Below are 25770 nucleotides of genomic sequence, written 5' to 3' on the forward strand. Positions count from 1 at the left end.
ACGACCGCCCCGGCCGGGCTCAGCCTCGGCCGGGGCGGAGTGCGTGCCGCGTCGTAGTACGCAGGCCGGGCCCGAGGGGTTCGGAGCGTGCCGGGGCCAGAGGTGTCCGGCGTCCGGAGGAGTCAGGCGTTCACAGAGCCGAGGCCACGGCTGCCGCGCTGAGGGCCTGGCGCAGGAGTTCGGAGTCGGTCCAGTAGCGGTCCCGGGAGAGCGGGACGCGCCAGTAGAGCCCGGGGCCGGACGTACGGCGCAGGGGCGGGACCGCCACATGGCTGCCCGGGCCGAGGACCTGGACGTCGGGCAGTCGCCAGTCGCCCGCGTCACCCGGCGGTATCAGCCAGTAGAGGATCTTGCCGTAGCCGTCCTTGATCACGGCACCGGTGTCGTCCCCCAAGGACAGCAACGCCGGGGTACCGAGGGCCAGTGGCACACGTACGGCGTTCCACCAGCGGCCGGCCGGTACGGTACGCACTTCGGGGCTGTAGGAACACATCCAGCGCGGGGCCCTGTTGCTGACTGTCATGGCACTCACCGGCTCTTGAGGGGGGTGGGCCCGATCCTAGAAGGGGCCCCTCCGCCCGACTTGCGGATACGCGCAGGGAAGTTGCGCTCGTACGCAACGCGCGGCACGCGATCTCGCCCAACGACACTACCGGGACGTAGCGTTACCGGGCTTCCACGTTGTGCTGTTCGTTGTGCTGTTCGTTGTGCTGTTGGACTGCTTACCGTTACGAGTGCCAGGGAGGGCCCGATGGGCAACCCAAACCCCTTAGTCATCGACGCGACCGGCCGTGACATCCACGGTGAGGCCGCGCGTATCCGTGAGGCGGGTCCGGCGACCCGTGTCGTCCTGCCGGGCCCGGGCGCGGTGGAGGCCTGGGCGGTGAGCAGCCCGGAGCTGCTGAAGCGGCTGCTGACCGATCCTCGGGTGTCGAAGGACGCCAAGCAGCACTGGCCGCGGTTCATCGCCGGGGAGATCACCCCGGAGTGGCCGCTGTTCACCTGGGTCGCGGTGAGCAACATGTTCACCGCGTACGGCGCGGACCACAAGCGGCTGCGGACCCTGGTCGCCAAGGCGTTCACCGCGCGCCGCACGGCCGCGCTGCAGCCGCGGATCGAGGAGATCACCAAGGAGCTGCTCGACCGGATCGAGGCGGCCTTCGGGCGCGGTGAGACGGTCGATCTGCGGGAGGAGTTCTGCTACCCGCTGCCGATCCAGGTGATCAGCGAGTTGTTCGGCGTGCCCGAGGACCGCAGGGCGGAGCTGCGGGAGCTCGTGGACAGGCTCTTCGACACGTCCGCCGATCCCGGCGAGATGACGGCCGCCTACGGGCGGTTGTACGGCGTGCTGGGCGAACTCGTCGCCGCGAAGCGGGAGTCACCGGGTGACGACCTCACCACCGGGCTGATCTCGGCCCGGGACGAGGAGGGCGACACCCGGCTCCGCGAGCAGGAACTGCTCGACACGCTGGTGCTGATGATCAGCGCCGGGCACGAGACCACGGTCAACCTCCTCGACCAGGCGGTGCACGCCCTGCTGACCCACCCCGAGCAGCTCGCGCATGTCCGGGAGGGCCGGGCGGGCTGGGACGACGTGGTGGAGGAGACGCTGCGGGTGGAGGCGCCGGTGGCGAGTCTGCCGCTGCGGTACGCGGTGGAGGACCTCGACCTCGGCGAGTTCGGCGGGCCCGAGGGGGTGGTGATCGGCGAGGGTGAGGCGATCCTGGCCGCGTACGCCGCCGCCGGGCGCGATCCTGAGCGGCACGGGAAGGACGCGGACGTCTTCGACGTCACCCGTGTGGACAAGGAACATCTGGCGTTCGGGTACGGGGTGCACCACTGCCTGGGCGCTCCGCTGGGTCGTATGGAGGCCCGGATCGCGCTTCCGGCTCTCTTCGCGCGCTTCCCTTCACTCGAACTTGCCGCAACGGGCGAGGAGTTGGGGTACGTGGAGTCGTTCATCTCCAACGGCCATCGTCGCCTGCCGGTGCGCAGGGGCTGACGGTAGAGGTCGTAGGGATCCGCGGGTGCGTGGGGGGCTGGTCGCGCAGATCCCCGCGCCCCTGAAGGACCGGGCCTCACCGGGAGGGCGGCCAGGGTCCGCGGCGGAACGGGCCGGGCCCTGGCGTCGCTCCGACTCGGCAATGGACATTCGCTGTGCGCGGGCACGCCTCGCGAGATTGCCCGGGGCATATGCATTCGCACAGGCCGCCCCGCACTGCAATCGCTTGCCGCGCTAGGGTGTGCCCTCCGACGACGACCGTGCAGCAACTGGTCTGTGTCGTTCCTGAGTTGAGGGGTTTTCGCGCACGGTTCGTAAGAGACCGTGAGGAAACCGTCGGGGTCCGTCGCAGGGGAGGGAAGTCGTTGCCCGCGGGAAGCTATGTCGTGGACGCGTTGACCACCGAGGAGTTGGCCCCGCGCGAGCGTGCCGACTTCTGGAGTGATCAGATGGGCACGTACCAGTCCCGGATGGGCTACAGATACGCGCGCACGGAGAACTTCCTCGGCAGGACGGTCCGTCAGCGCACGGACACCTACCAGCTCGTCAGGTACGAGTCGGACCAGGTCGAGTACACCCGTACCCCGCACCATGCGCGCCAGGACCCGGACGAGGACTACCGCTTACTCCTGCCGGTGGGCGGGGAGATCGTGCTGCGCCAGGCCGGTGAGGAGGCCCGGCTGACGCCGGGCACCGGGGCGCTGGTCACCTTCGCCTCGCCGTTCCAGTGCCTGCAGAGCGACGCCATCGACGCGTACATCCTCACCATCCCGGCCCGCGAGGTGAACGAGCGGCTGAACGCGAGGTCGCCGGTGGCCGCCGGGCTCGACCTGACCCGGGGGCTCGGCCGGATCGTGGGCTCGATGCTGAACGATCTGCACGAGGAGCGGGAGCACCTCACCGACCCCCAGTTCAACGCCGTCTCCGACCGCATCGTGGAGCTGGTGTGCATGCTCGCCGTCGGGGACGACCGACCCGAGGTCCCCGGGCAGCTCGGCGAGGTCGAGACGATGGTGCGCCGCTACGCGCGCGAGCACGCGGCCGACCCGGACCTCACGGGTACGACGATGGCCCGCGCCCTCGGCTGGTCGCTGCGCCAGATACAGCTCGCCCTGCAACGCGCGGGCACCACCCCGCGCGAGCTGATCCGCGAGGAGCGGCTGCGGCTGGTGCGTGACCGGCTGCTGTGCGCCGACTGCGTGCACATGACGATCACCGACCTGGCGTACGCCTCCGGCTTCTCCTCCGCGAGCTCCCTCAGTACGGCCTTCCGCCGACGCTATGGGGTGAGCCCCCGGGAGATGCGGCAGAGCATGCGCTGACCGGCGTGGACCGGACACACAGCGGGGACACGAAGCTCACGGAGCGGCTCGCCCGGGCACCGTATTGCCCCGATTGTGGGCATCCCGAAATTGGCCGAGATGCTTCGCGTGTCGGCCTGGAATCAGCTGAGTTCTGCTCTGCCCGCCTTATGACCTCACATGTGCTGCCCCGGGAACCCGCTCGTGCCCAGCCGCTCGAAGCGCTCCTGGACGTTGCTGGCGAAGGCCTGCTGTTCGGCGCCGGCATAGGCCTGGCCGGTGACGTTCATGGCCACGGTCAGCACCCCGCTGATCGGGGCGCCGGGCGACGTGCGCACGGGCGTGCACAGGAAGTCGAACTCCTGCGGCTGGGGGAAGTCGTAGGTGCCGAGCCGCACCCGGGCGAGCGTGGCCGCGCGACCGCTGTGGAAGGCCTCGTCCATGGCGTTGAAGACGCCGATGGCCTCCAGATGCGGCAGAGCGAGGCGGCCCGGGCTGAACTGCGGGACCATGCCGAAGGACTGGCCCTGCTTGCCGTTGGCGTAGCGCAGCAGATGGCTGGCGCCCTCGGTGAGCATGATGGGGAAGGGCGCGCCGTCGAACACGGCGAACAGCTCCTGCTGCTGGGCGAGAAGGCTGTCGCGCAGTTTGAAGTCCGCCAGCAGCGTCTCGGAGAGCTCCTGCATGCCCTCGCGTATCTGACGGTCCCAGGTCCGGGGCTTCATGTCGGCCACACACAGGGTGCCGAGGATCATGCCCGTGTTGTCGCGCAGCGGAGTGCCCAGGTACGAGCGCACTCCCAGGTCGTTGACGAGCGGGTTTCCCTTGAAGCGCGGGTAGTCGAAGACGTCGTCCAGGGCCAGCTGGGACCCCTGGGCCACCGCGTGCGGGCAGAAGCCGTAGTCGGCCGGCGCCTCGCGGGAGAGTTCGCTCAGGTCGAAGGCGATGGCACCGCTGTCCGGGCCCACCTTGTCGTCGGGCGACGACGTGGGCACGTACATACCACGGAACATCTGCCGCTCGTCGTTGATGAAGTTCACCATCGCCAGAGGCGAGCGCGTGAAGGTGGCCGCGAGCCGGGCGACCCGGTCGAACGTGGCCTCCGCCTCGACGCTGTTGAGGCCGAGCACCTGCAGCCGTAGTCTGCGCTGCTCGGCCGCGCGCAGTGACTGGTCGGATGAGGTCGAGGGATCCATGAGGCAGATCAAAGCAGAATCTCGGACTCCGCGGTTCACCGCGGTCGTTAAATTCTGCCTCGTCCGACCCCCCTGTCAACGCGTGTCCACCTAGGCTCATTTGGGCAGAGACACCTCACCTGGCCTCGCATGACAGTCCCGCCTCCGACGCCCCACCCGGATGCCCAATCTCCGAGACTGTCCAAATATTTCCAGGTTTCAACCTCCGGCGATCACTTCCCGCCAATCCTTGAACGACAATCGAGCGGAAACGATTTTGCGTACGACAATCGTGCGGTGGTCCGGTTCTCGACGGTCACGCGTGCGATTCCGGCTGAACGAGAGGGTGCAGAGCGGTGGGGCGAGTGCGGTTCGGGTTGCGAGCGCCCTGTCTCACATGTGGGCTGGAACACCCTTCCGCCCGAGACGTTTTCACGCCAAGATCCACTGAGCGCACAGCGCCGAAGTACAGCATCCGGTGCGGGATCACCCCGTTCCGGTTAGAGCCTGTGTCCGAGTCCGTGGCCGGCTCCCGGCCGGGGTTCGGCCATGGGCTCCCTGGTCCTGGCGATCACAGGGCCGTGGATGAGGGCGCCCTGCCCGGTTGATCCAGTGGGGGGACCCCGGTACGAGGACGTCCGGGGGGCCACTTCAGACTCTTACACCACTCGTGAACCTGAAAATTGTTCAGCATCCGCCCGCCCCGGGGATCCCGGCGCCGCGCGGACGTCAAGCGCGCCATCACGCAGGCACATCGACGAAGCAGCGAAGGAGAGGTCCGTTGAAGAAGTCGGACATGGACGCACGGTCCGTGGCAGTGATCGGCATGGCCTGCCGGCTACCGGGGGCCTCCGGGACCGACGAACTGTGGTCCCTGCTGCGCGACGGTGTGGACGCCACCAGCGAGACGCCGCCCGAACGTTACGACGTGGACGCGCTGCACGACCCCCACCCAGGGCCCGGCAAGCTGGCCAGCCGCCGCGCCGGGTATGTCGAGGTCGCCGAGTTCGACGCCGAGTTCTTCGGCCTGTCCCCCACCGAGGCCGTCGAACTCGACCCGCAGCAGCGACTGTTGCTGATGACGGCCTGGGAGGCACTGGAGGACGCGGGCCAGCGGCCGGACGTGCTGGCCGGCAGCCGCGCCGGGGTCTATGTGGGCAACACGCGTGCGGACTACCTCGAGCTGGCGCTGCGTCAGGGGCCCGAGGGGGCGTCGGCCGCGCAGTTGCAGAACTTCCGCTCCCTGCTCTCCGCCCGGCTGTCCCACTTCTTCGACCTCCGTGGTCCCAGCGTCGTCGTCGACACGGCGTGCTCGTCCTCGCTGACGGCCGTGCACAGCGCGGTACAGAGCCTGCGTGCCGGGGAGAGTCCACTGGCCGTGGTCGCCGGGGTGAACCTCAAACTCCGCCCGGACGAAGGGCAGGTGATGACCGCGGCCGGCGGCATGGCCTCCGACGGGCGCAGCAAGTTCGGTGACGCGAGCGCCGACGGACACGCGCCCAGCGACGCCGTCGCCGTCGTCGTGCTGAAGCGGCTCACCGACGCGCTCGCGGACGGGGACCGCATCCGCGCGGTCATCCAGGGCAGCGCGGTCGGCAACGACGGCCGCACCAGCGAGTCGGTGCTCAATCCCTCGCTCACCGGCCAGCTGGAGGTACTGCGCTGGGCGTACGAGGACGCCGGGCTGGACCCCGCCGACGTGGACTACGTCGAGGCGCACGGCTCCGGCTCCCCCGCGCTGGACCCCCTGGAGCTCACCGCGCTCGGCGAGGTGCTGGGCGAGGGGCGTCCGGCGGACCGGCCGCTGCTGGTCGGCTCGGTGAAGAGCAACATCGGGCACGCGGAGGCCGCGGGCGGGCTCGCCGGGATGATCAAGACGGTGCTGTGCCTGGAGCACGGTCAGGTCCCGGCCAGCCTGCATGTCGCCACCCCCAACCCCGAGGTCGCCTGGGACAAGCTGCCGCTGGAGATACCCGGCAAGCTCCGGGCCCTCCCCGACCTCGGCCGTCCGGCTGTCATGGGCATTTCCGGTCAGGGTTCCTCCGCCCTCAACGCCCATGTGGTGATCCGCCAGGCCGAGGTCGTCAAGGAGAGCTTCAAGGAGCGGCTGAAGGCGGTGCTGTCGAGCACGACGTACGTACTCCCGCTCTCCGCCCGTACGCCCGCCGCGCTGGACGCGCTGGTCCGTTCGTACGCCGAGTACCTGGGCGGCGAGGGCGCGGGGGCCGCGTACTCGGTGCGGGACATCTGCTTCAGCGCGGCCCTGCGCCGCCAGCACCACAAGCACCGGACGGCCGTGGTCGGCGCCTCGCACGAGGAGCTGGTCGCCGCGCTCACCGGGGCGCCGGGCGCGGGCGGGGACTCCGAGGTCGCCGAGCGCTACCGCGCCGGTGAGAACGTGGACTGGGAGCAGGAGTTCAAGGAGTTCCGAAGGGGTGGGGCCCACTTCGTACCGCTCCCCCACTATCCGTGGCAGACGAAGCGGTACTGGCCCGGCGAGAACGCCTCGGGCGAGGGTGTCGGCGAGGCGGACCTGTCGTCCTGGGTGCTGCGCGAGCACGCCCGCACCGGCTTCGACGACGGCTCCACGCTCACCGAGATCGGCATCGACTCCCTCGCCAGGCTCCGCATCGTCGTGGAGCTGACCAAGCGGTCGGGCCAGGAGGTCGATCCGGAGGAGTTCGGCCGCCTTCGTACCGTTGGCGAACTACGCGCGTGGACGCGGGAGTTGGAGGACGCGACCCGATGAGAGAGCAGTACGGCACCGGCGAGGACCCCGCCCCTCGGGCGCCGGACGCGGCCGCCGCCCCGAGCACCCCCGGCCATGCCACAACCGACGCCGAGGGAACGGGCCACCGGGAGCCACCCGGCCCGGCATCGACCACGCGCACGACCGAGGAGACGACGGCCAGACAACCGCCCGGCCCGACACCGCCCGCACACGGCACCGACGACGCGACCGACCCGGCAACCGGGGCCCAGCAGCTCGACCGGACACCGCCCCGTCGGCCACCGACCAGACCCGGAACCGCACGAGCAGCCCACCCGGAGCCACCCGGCCGCCCGGCATCGGCCGGACCCGGAACCGAGGAAGCGGCCCATGGGGAGCCACCCGACCGGACCTCGGCCCCGGGTACGACCGAGCCGCCAGGCCATGCACCCACCCCCCAAACCCTCTACGCCTGGTTCGCCCGAGCCGCCGAGGAGTTCGGGGACTGCGTGGCGTTGGAGGTCGGGGAGGAGCGGCTCGCCTACGGGGAGTTGCGGGGGCTGGCCGAGGGGATCGCGGTACGGCTGCTCTCTGCGGCGGGTGGGGGAGCCCCGCCGAAGAGGGTGGGGCTGCTGGCGAGCCGGTCGGTGGCCGCGTACGCCGGGTATCTGGCGATCCTGCGGGCCGGGGCGACCGTCGTCACCCTCAACCCGGAGCATCCGGCCGCCCGCACGGCGGAGATCGTTCGGACGGCGGGGCTGGAGCTGGTGCTGGCCGACGCCCCGGGGGCGGATCTCGGGGTGCCTCGGCTCATCCTCGGAGAGGCGGAGTTGGCGGAGATCGCCGCCGAACCCCGGCCCGACGCCGAGTGGCCCCGGGCCGACGCCGACGATCTGGCGTACATCATCTTCACCTCCGGCTCGACCGGCGCCCCCAAGGGCGTGCCGATCACGCACCGGAACGTCTCCGCCAACCTCGCGTACATCACGCCCCGGTACGGCATCGGGCCCGGCAGCCGGATGTCCCAGACCTTCGAGCTGACCTTCGACGCCTCGGTGCACGATCTGTTCGTCGCCTGGGCGGGCGGGGCCACGCTGGTCGTACCGGCCCGCAGCCAGCTGCTGTCGCCGGTGAAGACCGTCAACAAGCTCGGGCTCACCCACTGGTTCTCGGTGCCCTCGCTGATCAGCTTCGCCTCGCGCCTGGGCACCCTGAAGCCCGGCAGCATGCCCACGCTGAGATGGACGGTCTTCGGCGGCGAACCACTGACCCTGGCGGCGGCCCGCGAGTGGCAGGAGGCGGCCCCGAACAGCGACCTCGAAGTGCTGTACGGGCCGACCGAGTTGACCATCTCCTGCACCGGCTACCGCTTCCCGGCGAACCCCGCCGACTGGCCCGAGACCCCCAACGGCACGGCCCCGATCGGCAGTTGCTTCCCCACGCTGGACTTCCTGCTGCTCGACGAGGAGGGCGGGGAGGCCGACACCGGAGAGCTGTGCGTACGCGGCCCGCAGCGCTTCCCCGGCTATCTGGATCCGGACAACAACGCCGGCCGGTTCGTGGGGATCGACGACAGTGCCACCCGGCCCACCGACGCGCACTGGTACCGCACCGGCGACCGCGTCGCCCTCCTGGACGGCTGTCTGGTCCATCTGGGGCGCACCGACCACCAGGTGAAGATCCGCGGCCACCGGATCGAACTCGGGGAGATCGAGGCCCGGCTGCGCGAGCAGGACGGGGTCCGCGAGGCCGTCGTGCTCGCGGTACCCGCCGAAGACGGCGAACCGGAGCTGGAGGCCGTCGTCAGCGGCACCGACTGCGACCCCGACCGGCTGTTCGCGGGGCTCGGCGACCGGCTGCCGCCGTACATGCTGCCGCGCCGCATCACCGCACTCGGTCAACTGCCGCTCGGCGCCAACGGAAAGATCGACCGGCGGGCTCTGCTCACCGAACTCACCCGCCCGCGCTGAGCCCTCCCCGATGCGATAGACATCTCCTCGCTCTCCCCGGAACCTTCACGTCCGCCTAGGATCCCCATCCTGTCCCTCATGGGGAGCGATGAAACCGACGTTTCTCGCTCCCCGGTCCGTCCATCCCTCGACCCCGCCCCGCCCCGTCCGCCCCGCGCTCCGGCGCTCCCCACCGCCGCGCGCCCCGACACCCTCCACCACCCTCCCCCGAAATGAACCCCCGAAGCCGTTGGATCCCCCCACACGCTGCCGCGAAGCCCGCCGCCCGGCGGAGCACGAGCGCGCACCCTGTGGGCGACCCCACGCGCCCCTCGGGGGTTTTCCCATGCCCTACGGCACCCACCGCACGGGGCGCCGCACGCCGCTCGCCCGCCCGACACCCATATCCGTAGTGAGGCACCCACATGTTCGACGCCATAGTGGTAGGGGCGCGCTGCGCCGGAGCCCCGACCGCCATGCTGCTGGCCCGCGCCGGCCATCGCGTCCTCCTGCTCGACAAGGGGGCCTTCGGTTCTGACGTCCTGTCCACCCACCTCATCCACCAGCCGGGCGTGGCCGCCCTCGCCCGCTGGGGCCTGCTCGACACCGTGCTCGCCACCGGCTGCCCACCGCTGGACCCGGTGTCGTACGAGGTCGCCGACATCCGGCTGGAGGGGCTCGCCCGGGGCGTGGAGGGCCAGCGCGCCGGGTACGCGCCCCGGCGCCGGGTCCTGGACCCGGTCCTGGTCGAGGCGGCGATCGCGGCCGGTGTCGAGTACCGGGAGAAATGCCAGGTCACGGGGTTGCTGTACGACGAGGAGGGGCGGGTCGTCGGGGTCAGGGGCAAGTACAGCGGGGGTGGCGGGTTCACGGAGCGGGCGCGTCTGGTGATCGGCGCGGACGGGATGCGCTCCACCGTCGCCGAGCTGGCCGAGGCGCCGTACACGATCCTGAACGAGCGGCTGACCTGCGCGTACTACGCCTACTACACGGGCGTACCGGCGACCCTTGAGCTGTACGAGCGGGCGGGGTCCTGGGTCGCCGCCGTGGCCACCAACGACGAGGCGACGCTCGTGCTCGCGTACTTCCCGCAGTCCCGCTTCGACGAGATCCGCGCCGACGCGCACGCCGCGTACCTGGAGCAGATCCGCACCACCGCGCCGAGCCTGTACGGGCGGATCGACGGCCGGGAGCCGGTGGAGCGGCTGCGCGGGACGGGCGACCAGCAGAACTTCTTCCGGCGGGCGGCGGGCCCCGGGTGGGCGCTCGTCGGCGACGCGGGGCACCACAAGGACTCGATCACCGCCCGTGGAATCAGCGACGCCTTCCTGCAAGCGGAATGCCTTGTGAAACATGCGGGCGAGCGGCTGGGCGGCGATCCCGCGGACCTGGACAAGGCCCTTACGTCCTACGGCGAGGAGCGGGACGCGACCCTGGTCCCGGGCTACGAGGCGACACTCTCGGTGGCCCGACTGGATCCGCACGAACAGCGATTGTCCCTGTTGCGGGCGGTACGGCAGGACTCCGAACTCACCTCGATCTATTTCGACACGGTCGCCGGAATAGGCACAGCCAGCGCCCTGTACACCCCCAAGTTGCTGGCCCTTTTGTGATCTTCGTCAATTGCAGAGCTTGTGCAGGTAGTTGTGGTCAAGCGGATGCTGACGGTCTGCCGATGGGCCTGATACGGTTCCATTCGGCCGCTGACATTTGCCGACGGCGTGTCAAGTCGGCGCACAGGGGGAGATGTCGGGCAAACCGCTCCACCCCTAATCGCCATCAGATTTTCGCTGTCGTACGAGGAATCAGATGCCAGGCTCCCGCGACCGGCGGACACGACACAGGTCCGCCTCGCGCACATCCCTCCGGTACTCGTTCGTCGTGCCGTTCGTCGTGCCCGCGGTCCTCGCCACAGGGATCTGGGGTTACACGGCGGCCGGGCTCGTGGACGAGCAGATCCGGCTGGGGGCCGAGACGGACCGCGCCACCTCCGTCGCCGCCCCCACGCAGACCCTGCTGTCCCGGCTCCAGGAGGAGCGTCGGCTCACCGCCGTCTGGCAGACGAGCCGTACGGACTCCGACCGTACGAAGCTGGAGGCGGCCCGCGAGAAGACGGACTCCGCCGTCACGTCGTATCGCAAGGCGTCCATGTCCGCGCTGGACACCGGCACGCTTCAGAGCCGCGCCGAGAAGCTCGACGAGGCGCTGGACAACCTCGCGGAGCGACGCAAGGCGATCGACGACCGCGAACTGAACGCCGCCGACGCGTTCCAGTACTTCACCGGGGCCGTCTCCAGCGGGATGGACCTGTTCACCACGGCCGTCCGCAGCGACGACGCCGACCTGGTCCACGGTGCGGAGGCCACCTCGGCGGTCGTCCGGCTCACCGAGATGCTCTCCCGCGAGGACGCGCTGATCTCCGGCGCACTGCCCTCGCGCAGGATCACCGCGCAGGCCCGCACCCAGTTCGCCCAGTACCTGGCGGTCCAGCAGTCGATCCGGGCCGCGCTGGGCGTGCGTGACCTGCCCGCGGGCGGTGCCGCCTCCTACGGGGAGATCACCGACAGCGCGCAGTGGACCTCCATCGGCGTCGTCGAGGACGCCATGGCCAACGGCGAGGGCACCGACCTGCCCCGGCAGGCCCCGTCATGGCCGGCCGCGAGCGCGCTGGTCGTGGGCGATCTGCAGGCGCTGGGCGCGGAGGTCGTCCGGGGGCACGCCGACGCCGGTTCGGAGCGCGCCGACGATCTGCTGGTGGCCACCCTGCTCGGCTCGGCCGCCACGCTCGTCGCGCTGCTGACCGGGGCACTGCTCGCCGTGCGCGGCCGACGCTCGGCACTGGGCCGGATCGCCGAACTCCAGCAGCGTGCCGAGGAGTTGTCCGGTGTCTGGCTGCCGCAGCTGCTGTCCCGAATAGAGCGCGGCGAGCGGATCGACCCACAGCCGCTCGCCCCGCAGCGGCACTCCGCGGCCGACGAGATGGAGCGGCTCGCCACGGCCATCGACACCCTGGGCCGGGTGGCCGCCGAGACGGCCGTACGGCAGAGCCTCGGCCGTGAAGGTTCGGAGAAGGTCTTCGCGCAGCTCATCCGGCGTACGCAGATCCTGATCCACCGCCTCATCTCGCTCCTGGACGACCTGGAGCGCAAGCACGAGGACTCCGACCTGCTGAAGGACATCTTCAAGGTCGACCACCTCGCCACCCGTGTGCGCCGGCACGCGGAGAACCTGGTGATCCTCTCCGGTTCGCCGCCCACCCGCCGGATGACCGCGCCGGTCTCCATCACCGACGTGATGCGCAGCGCGGTCGCGGAGACCGAGGCGTACACCCGGGTCAAGATCAAGAACCAGCCCGCCGACCGGCGGCTCGCGCTGACCGGCCGGGCCGTCTCGGACGTGACCCATCTGCTCGCCGAGCTGATCGAGAACGGCACGAGCTTCTCGCCGCCGGACACCCAGGTGACCGTCAGCGCCACCAAGGTCGCCAAGGGTCTCGCCATCCATGTCGAGGACCACGGCCTCGGTGTCCCGGAGGAGCTGCGGCACAAGGCGAACCACCTGCTCGCCCATCCGCCGAAGGTCGACATGACGGCCCTCGGCGAGGACCCGCGCCTCGGCCACTTCGTGGTGGCGCGGCTCGCCGAGCGCAACAACATCAAGGTGGAGCTGCGCGAGTCGGTGTACGGCGGCACGCTCGTCGTGGTGCTGCTGCCGGGCGACCTGCTGGAAGAGATCGACTCCCCGGTCCTCGACCAGCTGACCGCGGCCGCCGCCGCGTCCAACCTGATGGTCTCCACGGGTTCGGGCGAGCGCCCCGGGCTCGGCACGGCGCCGGGCCGGAGCGTCTCCGAGGTGTCCGAGCCCGAGATCTCCGGCGTTCTCGCGGGCGTCGGCGCCACGGTCTCCTCCGGCGCGGCCGACCACACGCTCGGCGGTGCCGCCGGGGACGTGCTGACGCACACCCGGGTGCCGGACTACAGCGGGTTCCCGGACTACGGGGGCGCGGGCCTGTTGCCCCCGGTGGACAACCCGGCCGCCGGTGCCTCCGGTTCGGCCTCCTGGACGCCGTCACCCGCTTCGTCGCCCCCGCCCTCCCAGGAGCACCCCGCACACCACATGACCGGTGGTGTGCGCGGCCACGCGGAGCCGGGTGCCGGTGGCACGGTCGGCGGGTACGGCGACGCGGGCGGTACGACGACGGGCGGCGGGTACGGCGGCGGAGCCGGTACGACGCGTGCCGGGTACGACGGTGGCGCCGGCACGACGCGTGCCGGGTACGACGGTGGCGCCGGCACGACGCGTGCCGGTGACGGGTTCTCCGCCGGGGACGCGCGCGGTGCCCGGGACGGGTTCGGCGGTGGCGCCGTGCCCGGTGCGGGAGGGGGGTACGGGGCCCGTCCCGACTCGGCTGGTGGGAACGGGCGTCCGGCGCCCGCCTCGCCACGGCCCCCGTCGGCGGGCCGGGAGGCCTCCGAATCCCTGGCCACGCCGCAGGTCCTGCCCCAGCGGACCCGGGGGGCGAGCCTCGCACAGCAGCTCCGCAAGGAGGCCGCGGACGGCGTGGGCGAAGGCCCCGGGGAGGGCGGTCTCTCCCCGGACGCGTCCGCCCGCGCCATGATGGCCATCCAGCAGGGGCTGAAGCGGGCCCGTCTCGACGAGTCGGGCGAGCCGAACGGAACCGACCACCGGCCGGCACCACCGCACGACCCGGGCGCCCTCTGAGGAGCGCTCTCCCAGCGCCCAATGCTTCGACGCAACCCCCCATGGGCGCCATCTGCCCGGCGCACTCCCCTGGCGCCGACTTACTGTGAGGAACAATCAGGAATGACTGAGCAGGTACAACCCGGTCCCCAACTGGACTGGCTCCTGGACGGACTCGTGGAGCGGATACCGGAGATCCGCTGCGCCGTCGTGCTGTCCGGGGACGGCCTCCTCATCGGCAAGTCGCGGGACATCCGCCGGGACGACGCGGAGCACCTGTCCGCGGTCGGCTCGGGCATGCACAGCCTTGCCCGGGGCGTGGCACGCCACTTCCACGGCGGCGAGGTCCAGCAGACCGTCATCCAGATGGAACGGGCGTTCCTCTTCGTCACCGCCGCCGGCCGGGGCGCGCGGCTCGCCGCCATCGCCTCCGAGGAGGTCGACGTCGGCATGATGGCGTTCGAGATGGGGACCCTGGTCAAGCAGGTCGGCAAGTACCTGAGTGCCGCACCTCGCGTGGAGGCCCCGTCCGGTTACTCGCAGGATGCGTGAACCGCGGTGGCTCGACGATGAGCAGGCCGGACGCCATGTCCGGCCGTACGCCATCACAGGTGGCCGCACCCGCCACAGTCAGCATCACTTCACGCTGATCACCCTGGTCGTCTCGCGGTTCATCCACGAGTCCGACCAGGACCATTTAGAGCCGGAGGCCATGGCGATCCTCGCGCTCTGCCGCGACCGCGCCGTCGCGGTGGCCGAGATCGCCGGGACTCTGGATCTGCCTGTGAGTGTGGTGAAGGTGCTCTGTGGTGACCTCCTCAACGCCGAGCTGATCATTGTCCAGTCCCCGCCCGCACTGACCGAGCAGCCGAGCGTGGATCTCATCGAAAGGGTGATGGATGGTATCCGTCAGCTCTGAGCCGATCCTTCCCACCGCCTTGAAGATCCTCATCGCGGGCGGTTTCGGCGTCGGCAAGACCACGATGGTGGGCTCGGTGAGCGAAGTCGACCCCCTGGAGACCGAGGAACGCATCACCACGGCGAGCGTGGGCGTGGACGACCTGGCGGGTGTCGAGAAGAAGACCTCGACCACGGTCGCCATGGACTTCGGGCGTATCACCATCTCCCCCGAACTGGTGCTCTATCTCTTCGGTACGCCGGGCCAGGACCGCTTCTGGTTCATGTGGGACGACCTGTCCACCGGTGCCCTGGGGGCGGTCGTCCTCGCGGACACCCGGCGGCTGGACGCGTCGTTCGCCTCGATCGACTTCTTCGAGTCCCGTGACATCCCCTTCGCCGTGGGCGTGAACTGCTTCGACGGCCGCCGGGAGGCCAGCGCAGAGCAGGTCCGCCAGGCCCTCGACCTTGACCCGTCGACGCCGGTGGTCCTCTGCGATGTGCGCGAGCGGCACTCCAGCAAGAACGTGCTCCTGGCCGTGCTGGAGGCGGCACGCGATCAGGCCCAGCAGCGGCTGGCCTCGGCGGGCGGATCCTTCTGACGCCTCTCAGGACGCCAACTACGCCGCGTGGATGAGAAGTTCGGTGCGGCTGACGGCGTGGTCGGCGCGCGCCGAGGGCACGGTGCGGGCGTACGCGCCGGCGATCGCGTCGCACAGACCGCATCTGTGCGGCGGTTCGCCGGTCGGCCGGCCGAAGAGATGGCCCGATGCGAGGGCGTCCCCGGCGGTGGCGACGACCGCCTCGACGCGGCCCCGCGCGGCGGGCCCGCGCATGGTCCCCTACGGGCCCGTCAGCCGAGCGGCGGACGGAAGAGCGGGTCGGCGGCGTACGCGAAGGGCTCGTGGTACGGGTTGACGCCGTCCCAGTCGTACGGATCGGTCAAGGCGTCCGGTGCGTGCTCTCGGAGTGCGGTGCGAATCGCCGGCACGGGCCGCCCGCGGGAGGCGAGCGTAGGTCGGCGATCAGGTCCAGGAGGGGTCCACCAGGCGTACGCCCGCCCCGTTCGTCGGGGTGGGCAGGGCGTACGGAGCCGTCGGAGGGTCGGTCTCGGCGGTTTCCCGGCCCTCCGACGGCAGTTCTGCCCAGACGACGCGACCGGACCGTTGTGGGGTGTCTCTGACCCCCCAGTCGCTGCTGAGCACGCCGACCAGCATGAGCCCACGCCCGTTCTGGTCGTCGGGTCCCGGTCGACGCCGTGCGGGCAGGACTCGCCCGCTGTTCTGGTCCTCGACCTCGATGTGAAGTCCCTCCCCGGTGACGCGCAGCCGGCACACGATCCACTCGCTCGCCGTATGGGTGAGCGCGTTGGTGACGAGTTCGGAGATCACCAGGACGGCGTCCTCGCAGGTCTCGGGGTGGACACCCCACTCGTCGAGCAGCTCGCGCGCCGTCCGGCGCGCCTCGCCGACCGAGGCGGGTGCCGCGGGCAGTCCGAACACACCGGCTCTGTGCGGTTGGTACGGGTCAGGTGTGGATCGGTCCGATGTATGGGGGAGGGGGGTTGGCGGCGCCATCGCCGTATGCCTTTCGTGGGCTCTTCGCACCAGGTGGTGCCGGTGCCACGGCCGTCGCGCCATCCGCCGCGAGTCTTGAGCAATTCGCGGCGCACAGCGCTGAGTTGCGGCCACGATCTCCCCCAACCTGGCCGCGCAGCCCCAGCGTTCACCGAAGCCGTGACGGTACGTCCACTGTGGCACCCGCGAACAACACCTCGCAACCAGCAAGTTGAAATTTGCAATTCATCGGGCCCATGCTTTCTCCCGTCCCCCGAAGATCGTGCGAGACTGCGATCTCAACACGGCCGAACAGGTGAGCGGTTGGAGGTGTGGGCGTGACCGCGGAGACCGACTGGGGCGGCGCGCCCTCCGTGCTGCGCATGATCCTCGGCAGACAGCTGGAGGAACTGCGCACCGGCGCCGGGCTGACCTTCGAGCAGGCGGGCGAGGCGATCGGGGTGAGCCACTCCACGATCCGCCGGATGGAGGCCGCCAAGGTCGCCCGGCTCCGCCTCCCGGACGTCGAGAAACTGCTCCAGATCTACGGCGTACAGGACCAGCAGGAGATCGAGACCTTCCTGAAGTCCGTCCGGGAGGCCAACAAGCGCGGCTGGTGGCACACCTACCGCGACGTACTGCCGGACTGGTTCGCCGCGTATCTCAGTCTGGAGCAGGCGGCGCTGCAGATCCGGGCGTACGAGCCGCAGTTCGTGCACGGACTGATGCAGACCGAGGAGTACGCGCGCGCCCTGCTGAGCGCGGGCAATCCACATGCCTCCGCCGAGGCGACCGGGCGGATGGTGGCGCTGCGCATGCGGCGCCAGGAGCTGCTGACCCGTGAGCAGCCGCCGCGGCTGTGGGTGGTGATGGACGAGACGGTGCTCAGATGGCCGGTCGGCGGGCCGGACGTGATGCGCGCCCAGATCGACCATCTGATCGCGCTGAACCGGCTGCCGCATGTGACGGTCCAGCTGATGCCGTTCCGCAACGGGCCGCATCCCGCGATGCGGGCCGGCGCGTTCCATCTCTTCCGGTTCAGGGCACGCGAGTTGCCGGACATCGTGTATCTCAACGGTCTGGTGGGCGCCGTGTACCTCGACAAGGGCGACGACGTCGTCGTCTACCGCGAGGCCCTGGACCGGTTGGGCGCGCAGTCGGCGCCCGCCGGAAAGACCGAGGCTCTGCTCGGTGCGATACGCAAGGAGCTCTGAAGTGCACCACCACATACCCAAGGGATCAAAGGGAACACCGGACTTCCGCACAAGCACCCCGGACTTCCGGACAGGCACACCGGACATCCGCAACGGCATGCCGGCCCGCGACCTCGGTACGCAGAACTGGCTGCGGCCGTGGAGCGACGACGCGGGCGGGGCCTGCGTGGAGGTGATGCGGCTCGCCGACGGCCGGGTCGCCGTACGCCAGTCGACGGACCCCGACGGCCCGGCGCTGGTCTTCACCCCGCGCGAGATGACGAGCTTCCTGACGGGTGTGAAGGCGGGCGAGGCCGACTTCCTCCTCTGAACGCCCCTGCCGTGAACGACCCTGCTGCTGCTGTGACTTCTGCGAATCCCCTGTTATGCCCGACCGTGCACCTGGACACCTGGAACAGACGACTTGATGGGAGGGGCGACGTTGCCCGACAACGGATGGCCGGCCGACCGGATCGACACCGAGCACGCGCATTCCGCGCGCATCTACGACTACATCCTCGGCGGCAAGGACTACTACCCGGCCGACAAGGAGGCCGGTGACGCGATGGCGCACGAGTGGCCGGCGCTGCCGATCCACATGCGTGCCAACCGCGACTGGATGAACCGGGCCGTGCGCTGGCTCGCCGAGGAGGCGGGCATGCGCCAGTTCCTCGACATCGGCACCGGTATCCCCACCTCCCCCAACCTCCACGAGATCGCCCAGTCTGTGGCGCCCGAGTCCCGGGTCGTCTACGTGGACAACGACCCGATCGTCCTCACGCTCTCCCAGGGGCTGCTGTCGAGCACCCCCGAGGGGCGCACGGCGTACATCGAGGCCGACTTCCAGGACCCGGAGACGGTCCTCGGCTCGGCCGAATTCCTGGAGACCCTCGACCTGAGCAAGCCGGTCGCGCTCACGGTGATCGCGATCGTCCATTTCGTCCTGGACGAGGACGACGCGGTCGGTATCGTCCGCCGCCTCCTCGAACCGCTCCCGTCCGGCAGCTATCTGGCGATGACCATCGGCACCGCCGAGTTCGCGCCGACGGAGGTCGGCCGGGTCGCCCGCGAGTACGCGGCCCGGGACATGCCGATGCGGCTGCGCACGATCGACGAGGCCCACGAGTTCTTCGAGGGCCTGGAGCTGATCGAGCCCGGCATCGTCCAGGTCCACAAGTGGCTCCCGGACGGCACGGGCGAGCAGGGCATCCGCGACGAGGACATCGCGATGTACGGGGCGGTGGCCCGCAAGCCGTGACGGTCTCCCGGGGACCGGGTGAGGGTGCCGGCCCGGTGCCGCGGCGCGTTCAGCGTCCCGGTGCCGGGCCTGTGCTGTCGCGGACGATGAGCTCGACGGGGACGACGGGCTCGATCTCCGTGGCGCCGTTCGTGTCATCACCATCGAGCTGGGTGAGGAGCAGCCGCAGGGACCGGATGCCGATCTCGGAGAAGTCGGTACGGATGGTGGTCAGCGGCGGCAGCAGATGGGCGGCCTCCGGGATGTCGTCGTAGCCGACCACGCTGACATCGTCGGGGACCCTGCGACCCGCCTCGTGCAGGGCGCGCAGCAGCCCGAGGGCCATCTGGTCGTTGGAGACGAACACGGCCGTGACGTCGGCGTTCGCGGCCAGCTCCCGGCCGAGGGCGTATCCGGAGTCGGCACTCCAGTCCCCGACGAGCGGCTCATGGACCACCGCTCCCGCCTCTTCCAGGGTCTCCCGCCAACTGGCGGCCCGCCGGTCGGCCGAGGTCCAGCCGCCCGGACCGGCGATGTGCCAGACGGTCGCGTGGCCGTGCCGGAGCAGATGCCCGGTGGCCAGCCGGGCCCCGGCGTGGAAGTCCGACGAGACGACGGGGGTGTCGTCCCCCAGCCCGTTGTCCAGCATGACCAGTGGGGTGTCGAGGTGGGCCTGGGCGAGGGCGGTGGCCACCGGGCGCTGCGGGGCGATGGCGATCACGCCGTCCGCGCCCTCGGCCGACAGCCGGTCGACGGCCTGGACGACGGTGTCCCGGTCGGCGGTGTCGAGGGCGATGGAGCTGACGAGGTAGCCGGCCTCCTGGGCGGCGGTGTTGATGGCGGTCAGGGTGGAGGCGGGACCATATCTGGCCGCGTCGAAGGAGATGACCCCCAGCATCCGGGTACGGCCGCTGGCCAGGGAGCGGGCGCTGCGGCTGGGGCGGTAGCCGAGGGTCCGCATCGCCTCCAGCACGGCCGCGCGGGTCTCGGCCCGGACCGCCGGATTGTCGTTGAGCACCCGGGAGACGGTCTGCTTGGAGACTCCGGCCAGGCGGGCGACGTCGTCCATCACCGGGCGTGATCCCGCGAAGTTGCGCCGGCTGCGGGTGCCGGTGCCGGTCGCGCCGGTGGCCGCACCGGCTCTGTCGGCCGCGGTGCCGTCCGGGGCACGTCGGGGCATGTCGTCTGCTTCCTTCGAGGTCGTGCGGGGGGGCGTGTGCGGCGTGGTTGGCCCACAGGATAGGGGGAGGGGTGGGGGCGGCTCCGGGTGTGTGTTGTGTCTCGCCCCCGCCGCCCCTACCCGCCCCATCTCCAGCCGGGGGCTGCGCCCCCCTTGGTCATCGGCCGCCCGACCGAACCCCCCACCAACGATCCACCTGCCACTCCACCCCCACCACCTCCGCCGAAATCTCCCCCTCCCCCGTCCACCCCGGCACATACACCGCCGCCCCGGCGGCCAACGGCAGCACCCGGATCCGCAACCCCCCGACGGGCAACCGATCCACCCCGATCTCCCACACCCGCCCCGAGTAGAACTGATCCGCGACAAGCCGCTCCCCCACATACGCCCGCGCCACATCGCCGCTCCACCGCACCCGCAGCAGAGCCCCGGGCGGCAGCCCCTCCGGTACGTCCACGCGATACTCCGCGGCCGCCCTGTCGAAGGACGAATCCGCCGGAACACTCGCCCGCCCCAGCACACCGGTCACCGTCGGCGGCGCCTCACCGGGCCCCCGCACCAGCTCGACCGGAAGCGCGCCGCCGCCCTCCCCGCCCTCCTGGTCCACAACCGTGTACCGGGCGAACACCCCGTCCGCCGTCTCCTTCACCGTCCCCCCGGCCACCACCGGCACCACCTCCGGCGCGGGCAGCACCGCGAACGACACCCCGGTCGCCGAGCCCCGTACCCGCATCTCCTCCGTGGGCTCGTCGAAGACGACCCCACCCCCGCAGAGCACCAACCGCTCCGCTCCCCACGCCCGTCCCCGATAGGCGGTACGGGCGGTCGCCGCGTCCAGGACCAGCACGGCCACACGGCCCCCGTCGACGGTGTCCACCTCCACGAGCGCGTCCGTGCCGGGCCTCAGCCCCGTGACCAGGACACGGTCCCCGGCGGAGACGTCCACCCCCGTGGGGGCACGCACCGCGCTCACCGTCCCGGCGTCCAGGGCGAGTTCAGGCTCGACCCCCTCCGTCGCCGCCAGCACCAGCACCGTACGACGACCGTCACCACCGTCGTCCTCGATCACACACATGGGCTGCGCGGTCGCCCAGTCCACCCGCAGCCCACCCATGTCCAGCCGCAACGGCCAACAGAAATAGGCATCTTGGGGTACGGTCACGGGCGCACTCGGCAGCGTCAGGGTCGGGGCCGCCGCGAACTCCACCTCGAACGACACGTCCTCGTGGGACGGCAACGCCTCGTGCGGCTGGTGGTTGTTGACGAAGAGAAATCCCGAGGTACCGTCCCCGCGTACCGCCCACCGCAGCGTCTCCCGGTCGTCCTGCCCCGTCGGCCGCCGCGCCGGCAGCACCGAATCCATGGGCGCGATCCGCTCGCCGAAGTCCGCCAGCATCAGGTGCTGGAGGCGGAGTTCGTCGTACGAGGGCCGGTACTGGCCGTACTCGCCGAGCGGGGCCTGGAAGTCGTAGGTGAGGACGGGCAGGTCGTTCGGGTAGCCGGTGGCATGGGACTCCTGAAGGGTCGTCGTCTCCCCTTCCGGGTTCGTCCCGCCGTGGAACATGTAGAAGCCCTGCCAGACCGACCCGCAGCCGATCTTCGTGAGGCCGAGCGCCCCGATGTCGGCCGCCTCGACACGCGGCCGACGGTGGTAAGCGACCGCCATGCCACCCCCCAACTCGCAAGTCAGCCAAGGGAATCGGCCCGTCGGCGTCCCGGGCTCGCCGCCGCCCACGGCCGTCGGGCGGAGGTCCGCGCCGATGCCCTCGTCGTCGCGCTGGTGGGTGAAGAAGAAGTGTTTGCGGCAGGTGTCGGGCCAGCCGCCGTCCGCCTCGGTCCAGAAGGCCTCCGGGTAGCCGCCGTACAGCGGAAGCAGTTCGTCGGGCGGGAGCCGGACGCCGCCCCAGGCCGTCGACGTCCACAGCGGCGCGGACAGTCCGACCTCCTGTGCCATCCGCTTCAGGGTCAGGAGGTGGCCCGGACCGTCGTACAGCTCGTTCTCGATCTGGATCGCGACGATCGGGCCGCCGTTCGCCCGGTCGAGACCGCGCAGCTGCTCGGCGATCGCCGCGTACCAGGCACGTACGGGCTCCAGATAGGCCGGATCATCCGTGCGGGTCGCGGCCGTGCGGGCGAGGACCCAGTCGGGCAGGCCGCCGTTACGGACCTCGGCGTGCACCCAGGGGCCGATGCGGGGGATGAAGTCCAGGCCGTGGCGGGCGCACAGCGAGGCGAAGCGGCGCAGGTCGCGGTCGCCGTCGAAGCGGAGGCGGCCCTCCACCTCCTCGTGGTGGATCCAGATGACGTACGCGGCGACGACCGTCACCCCGCCCGCCTTCATCTTCAGCAGCTCCTCCTCCCACTCCCCGGCGGGGTAGCGGGAGTAGTGGAACTCGCCGGAGACCGGGAACCACGGCCGCCCGCCGCGTGTGAGCCAACGGCTGTTGACCTCGATGGGGTCCTTCGCCCCGGGTGCGTCGGCGAAGGGGAGACGACCGCGCAGGGGTGGCGCGGCGGGCGGGGGCACGCGGAGGTGGAGGCCGGGCATCAGGGGTTCACCGGGCCGAGGTCCGGTGTGTCGGTGAGCCGGGCGCGGGGCGCGGTGGTCGCGTGCAGCTCAAGGAGGACCAGCTCGTTGGTGCCGGGGCGCAGCACGGGGCCGGGCACGTACAGGGTCTGCTGTGGACCCCGGCTCCAGTAGCGGCCGAGGTGGAAACCGTTGATCCAGGCCTGGCCCTTGGTCCAGCCGGGCAGGGCCAGGAAGGTGTCGGCGGGGGTCTCGACCTCGAAGGTGCCGTGGTGGAAGGCCGGCACGGTGATCGGGGTCGTGTCCGCCGGGGCGAAGGGCACGGCGTCGAGGTCGCCGGCCAGCGGCAGCCGGTGGCAGTCCCAGCCGTGCAGGGCGGTGCCGTTGAAGGTGACCGGGCCGAGCAGGCCCTTGGGGGAGCCGATGCGGGGCCCGTAGTTGACGCCGCCCATGTTCTCGACGAGGACGTCCAGCGTGGCCCCGGCGTGCGGGACGCGGACCGGCAGTGACTCCTCGCGGCGTTCGCGTTCCAGTACGCCGACGGGGGCGCCGTCCACGAAGACCTGGGCGCGGTCGCCGACACCGCCGGAGAAGTGCAGCAGCCCGTCGCCGGCCTCGGGGAGGGTGGTGCGGTAGAGGGCGTAGCCGGAGTGCTGGCCCAACTCGTCCATGGTGAGCGGGTTCTCGGCCTTCACGACCGGTTCACCGAGGGTTTCGGCGTGCGGCAACAAGGGCGCCCGTCGGTCCAACTCGACCGTGGTGAGCGGGAGTTTGGGCGAGGGTGCCGGGGCCGCCTCCTCCGGCACGGCCGCGTGGCGAGCGATGACCTCGCGGAAGGCGTGGTACTTCGGGCCGGGGTCGCCGGACTCGGTGAGCGCGGCGTCGTAGTCGTAGGAGGTGATGGTCGGGGCGTAGGTGTGGTGGTGGTTGGCGCCGTTGGTGAAGGCGAAGTTGGTGCCGCCGTGGAACATGTAGATGTTGACGGAGGCACCTGCGGAGAGCAGCCGGTCGAGGTCGGCGGCGGCGTCCTCGGCGCTGCGCGCGTGGTGCGGCCCGCCCCAGTGGTCGAACCAGCCGATCCAGAACTCCGAGCACATCAGCGGCCCTTCCGGCTGATGCTCCCGCAACTTCCGCAGCGACTCCTCGACCTTCCCGCCGAAGGTCGCGGTGGACAGCACCCCGGGCAGGCTTCCGGCGGCCAGGTGCTTCGGCGACGCCGCCTGGTCGCAGGTGAACAGCAGCTCCTCGACACCGCGCGAGCGCAGCGCCTGCTCCACATGCTTGAGGTACGCGGTGTCGTCGCCGTACGCCCCGTACTCGTTCTCCACCTGTACGGCGATGATCGACCCGCCGGCGGCCGCCATGTGCGGCAGCAGCGGGGGCAGGAGGATGTCGAGGTAGCGGTCGAAGGCGTCCGTGAAGCGGGGGTCGCTGGTGCGCAGCCGGATGTCCGGGTCCGAGGTGAGCCAGGCTGGCAGGCCGCCGCCGTCCCACTCGGCGCAGATGTACGGGCCGGGGCGCAGCAGGACGTGCAGGCCCTCGGCCTTGGCGAGGTCCAGGTAGCGGGGCAGGTCGAGGAGGCCGTCAAGGACGAGGGGGCCCTCGGGGTCGGGCTGGTGGAGGTTCCAGGGGACGTAGGTCTCCACGGTGTTCAGACCCATCAGGCGGGCCTTGCGCAACCGGTCGGCCCACAGATCGGGGTGGATGCGGAAGTAGTGCATGGCACCGGAGATGATCCGGAACGGCTCGTCGTGGAGCAGGAAACCGTCGGACGACGTGGTCAGAGCAGGCGTACGCAAGGGTGCTTCCCTTCGGCTCGGGGGGAGAGGGGGGACTGGAGGGGACAGGACAACTGGTTCATGCGGACGGGAAGTCGGGGGCGGTGCGCGTCGCCCTGGTCAGCCACAGGGTGGCGAGCAGGCACAGTGCGGAGATCGCGCAGAGCAGCAGCGGTACGGCGCGGACGCCGGACCACTCGATGGCTTTGCCGAGCGCCGGGCCCGCCGCCACTCCCCCGACCATGGACGCGGCGATGACGAGCGCTCCGGCCCGGCGGGCCCGGGGCGCGGCGGCGTTCAGCCAGGGCAGGCCGGTGGGGAAGATCGGTGCGATGAACAGGCCGACACCGGCGTAGGCGTACGGGGCGAGCCAGGGCACCGAGGCGAGCAGCAGGCAGACCGTCATGCCCGCGCACGAGACGGTGATGATCGTCTGCGGCGAGAAGCGCAGGGCGATCGGGGCGGCCAGGAAGCGGCCGACGGTCATCATCAGCCAGTACACGGACGTGGCGGTGGCGGCGGCCCCGGCGCCGTACCCGACCGTCTCCAGGTGCGTCGGCTCCCAGCCGCCGACGCCGGCCTCGATGCCGACGTGCAGGACGTAGAGCGTGACGAACACGGCGAGCACCGAGCCGAGGCTGCGGGACAGCGCCGTCCCGCCGGTCTCCACGGAGGCCGCGCCGCCGGCCGGCCGGGGTGCCCGGTCGCGTACGCCACGCAGGCACAGCAGCAGGGGCAGGTTGGCGGCGGCGAAGGCCAGGAAGAGCGCCGGGTAGTGCTCGGCGCCGACCGCCGCGACCAGGGCGGGGCCGAGGATCGCGCCGATGCCGAAGTGCGCGTTGAGGATGTTGAGCATCGCGGTGGAGCGGTGGCCGAAGCCGACGGCGAAGAGCTGGTTGAGGCCGTAGTCGATACCGCCGAAGCCGAGCCCGGCGAGCAGCGCGGCGGCGAGGCCGACGGGCCAGTTCGGGGCGAGGGCGAAGCCCGCCGCGCCGACGGCCATCAGCAGATACGAGGTGCCGAGGATCTGCCGGTTGCCGAGGCGGCCGTACAGCCGGTCGAAGAGCAGCACTCCGGCGACACCGCCGACGAAGTGCGCGCTCAGCCCCAGCCCGGCGGCCGACGGCGACAGGGCGTACTCCTCGCGGAACGCCGGGATCGCGGGTCCGTACAACGCCTGCAGCGCGCCGATGAGGACGAAGCCCGCGCATGAGGCGACCACGGCGGTGGGGCTGAACACCCTTGCCTCCGCGACCAGTTGAGCCTGGTTCGCCTGTTGCGCGGTCGGTATGTCGGACACCCGGACTCCACCTCGTCATGGCTGGGACCATGGAAGTGTTACCGGTAACATCACCGTCGTCAAGATCCCCCGCGCGGGTTGGTGAGGGTGGGACGGGAGAGGCGTCACGACCGCCCGGAACGGGCGCTACGGCCGCCCTCGGGCGCGCGACCGCAGAGGGCACCCGGCGGCTTTTCAGCTACCGGGTGTCCTCATGCACTCACGTACCTATGCACTTACGTACTCATGCGCTCTTGCGCTCTTGGGCTCTTGGGCTCTTGGGCT

The 25770-nt window shown here is 71.1% G+C and carries 20 protein-coding genes; 12 read left to right on the top strand and 8 right to left on the bottom strand.

Annotation, left to right across the window (positions count from 1 at the left end):
• Window positions 1–130 precede the first annotated feature (130 nt).
• Complete coding sequence (locus SGFS_RS16410) at window positions 131–472, bottom strand: hypothetical protein (RefSeq protein WP_286251045.1); 342 nt, start codon at window positions 470–472, stop codon at window positions 131–133.
• A 279-nt stretch (window positions 473–751) separates the two neighbouring features.
• On the opposite strand from SGFS_RS16410, the gene SGFS_RS16415 reads away from it, so the two are divergent.
• Window positions 752–2002, top strand: coding sequence for a cytochrome P450 family protein (locus SGFS_RS16415; RefSeq protein WP_286251048.1), 1251 nt, complete (start codon window positions 752–754; stop codon window positions 2000–2002).
• 365 nt (window positions 2003–2367) lie between these two features.
• Entirely contained in the window at window positions 2368–3324 is a 957-nt protein-coding gene (locus tag SGFS_RS16420) for a helix-turn-helix domain-containing protein (protein ID WP_286251049.1), read from the top strand.
• 155 nt (window positions 3325–3479) lie between these two features.
• Here the strand turns inward: SGFS_RS16420 and SGFS_RS16425 are convergent, their stop codons facing one another.
• Window positions 3480–4499, bottom strand: a complete 1020-nt coding sequence (locus SGFS_RS16425) for a GAF domain-containing protein (RefSeq protein WP_286251050.1) — start codon at window positions 4497–4499, stop codon at window positions 3480–3482.
• A gap of 760 nt (window positions 4500–5259) precedes the next feature.
• Between SGFS_RS16425 and SGFS_RS16430 the strand changes: the two genes are divergently transcribed.
• The 7 genes from SGFS_RS16430 (at window position 5260) to SGFS_RS16460 (ending at window position 15337) form a co-directional block, all read left to right on the top strand.
• Entirely contained in the window at window positions 5260–7227 is a 1968-nt protein-coding gene (locus tag SGFS_RS16430; RefSeq protein ID WP_286251052.1) for a type I polyketide synthase, read from the top strand.
• Window positions 7224–9158, top strand: a complete 1935-nt coding sequence (locus SGFS_RS16435; protein ID WP_286251053.1) for an amino acid adenylation domain-containing protein — start codon at window positions 7224–7226, stop codon at window positions 9156–9158. Before SGFS_RS16430 ends, SGFS_RS16435 begins: the two co-directional genes overlap by 4 nt.
• Window positions 9159–9562: 404 nt before the next feature.
• Window positions 9563–10750, top strand: coding sequence for an NAD(P)/FAD-dependent oxidoreductase (locus SGFS_RS16440; RefSeq protein ID WP_286251054.1), 1188 nt, complete (start codon window positions 9563–9565; stop codon window positions 10748–10750).
• A 268-nt stretch (window positions 10751–11018) separates the two neighbouring features.
• Window positions 11019–13859, top strand: coding sequence for a sensor histidine kinase (locus SGFS_RS16445; RefSeq protein WP_286251055.1), 2841 nt, complete (start codon window positions 11019–11021; stop codon window positions 13857–13859).
• Window positions 13860–13961: 102 nt separating this feature from the next.
• The gene (locus SGFS_RS16450) at window positions 13962–14390 is read left to right on the top strand and encodes a roadblock/LC7 domain-containing protein (RefSeq protein ID WP_286251056.1); all 429 of its coding nucleotides are present in this window, start codon (window positions 13962–13964) and stop codon (window positions 14388–14390) included.
• Window positions 14383–14757 carry a DUF742 domain-containing protein gene (locus tag SGFS_RS16455; RefSeq protein WP_286251058.1) on the top strand — a complete coding sequence of 125 codons (375 nt, stop codon included), beginning with the start codon at window positions 14383–14385 and terminating at the stop codon, window positions 14755–14757. Before SGFS_RS16450 ends, SGFS_RS16455 begins: the two co-directional genes overlap by 8 nt.
• Complete coding sequence (locus SGFS_RS16460; RefSeq protein ID WP_286251060.1) at window positions 14738–15337, top strand: GTP-binding protein; 600 nt, start codon at window positions 14738–14740, stop codon at window positions 15335–15337. Before SGFS_RS16455 ends, SGFS_RS16460 begins: the two co-directional genes overlap by 20 nt.
• A gap of 18 nt (window positions 15338–15355) precedes the next feature.
• Here the strand turns inward: SGFS_RS16460 and SGFS_RS16465 are convergent, their stop codons facing one another.
• Complete coding sequence (locus SGFS_RS16465; RefSeq protein ID WP_434027226.1) at window positions 15356–15571, bottom strand: hypothetical protein; 216 nt, start codon at window positions 15569–15571, stop codon at window positions 15356–15358.
• 189 nt (window positions 15572–15760) lie between these two features.
• Window positions 15761–16237 (bottom strand): ATP-binding protein, encoded by a 477-nt coding sequence (locus tag SGFS_RS16470; protein ID WP_286251061.1) that lies wholly within the window; start codon window positions 16235–16237, stop codon window positions 15761–15763.
• A 392-nt stretch (window positions 16238–16629) separates the two neighbouring features.
• On the opposite strand from SGFS_RS16470, the gene SGFS_RS16475 reads away from it, so the two are divergent.
• From SGFS_RS16475 to SGFS_RS16485, 3 genes are all read left to right on the top strand, one after another.
• Window positions 16630–17505: a helix-turn-helix domain-containing protein gene (locus tag SGFS_RS16475; RefSeq protein WP_286251062.1), complete on the top strand. Its 876-nt coding sequence runs from the start codon at window positions 16630–16632 to the stop codon at window positions 17503–17505.
• 1 nt (window position 17506) lies between these two features.
• A complete protein-coding gene (locus SGFS_RS16480; RefSeq protein WP_434027229.1) occupies window positions 17507–17815 on the top strand; it encodes a DUF397 domain-containing protein in 309 nt (102 codons plus the stop codon).
• Between the two features lie 111 nt (window positions 17816–17926).
• Window positions 17927–18742, top strand: a complete 816-nt coding sequence (locus SGFS_RS16485) for an SAM-dependent methyltransferase (RefSeq protein WP_286251063.1) — start codon at window positions 17927–17929, stop codon at window positions 18740–18742.
• 49 nt (window positions 18743–18791) lie between these two features.
• On the opposite strand, the gene SGFS_RS16490 is transcribed toward SGFS_RS16485, so the two are convergent.
• The 4 genes from SGFS_RS16490 to SGFS_RS16505 form a co-directional block, all read right to left on the bottom strand.
• Window positions 18792–19901, bottom strand: coding sequence for a LacI family DNA-binding transcriptional regulator (locus SGFS_RS16490; protein WP_286251064.1), 1110 nt, complete (start codon window positions 19899–19901; stop codon window positions 18792–18794).
• A gap of 157 nt (window positions 19902–20058) precedes the next feature.
• The gene (locus tag SGFS_RS16495; protein ID WP_286251065.1) at window positions 20059–22449 is read right to left on the bottom strand and encodes a beta-galactosidase; all 2391 of its coding nucleotides are present in this window, start codon (window positions 22447–22449) and stop codon (window positions 20059–20061) included.
• Window positions 22449–24227 carry a glycoside hydrolase family 35 protein gene (locus SGFS_RS16500; protein WP_286251066.1) on the bottom strand — a complete coding sequence of 593 codons (1779 nt, stop codon included), beginning with the start codon at window positions 24225–24227 and terminating at the stop codon, window positions 22449–22451. Before SGFS_RS16500 ends, SGFS_RS16495 begins: the two co-directional genes overlap by 1 nt.
• 58 nt (window positions 24228–24285) lie before the next feature.
• A complete protein-coding gene (locus tag SGFS_RS16505; protein ID WP_286251067.1) occupies window positions 24286–25506 on the bottom strand; it encodes an MFS transporter in 1221 nt (406 codons plus the stop codon).
• Between the last annotated feature and the right edge of the window lie 264 nt (window positions 25507–25770).

The sequence above is a fragment of the Streptomyces graminofaciens genome (genome assembly GCF_030294945.1).
Classification (GTDB): Bacteria; Actinomycetota; Actinomycetes; order Streptomycetales; family Streptomycetaceae; genus Streptomyces; species Streptomyces graminofaciens.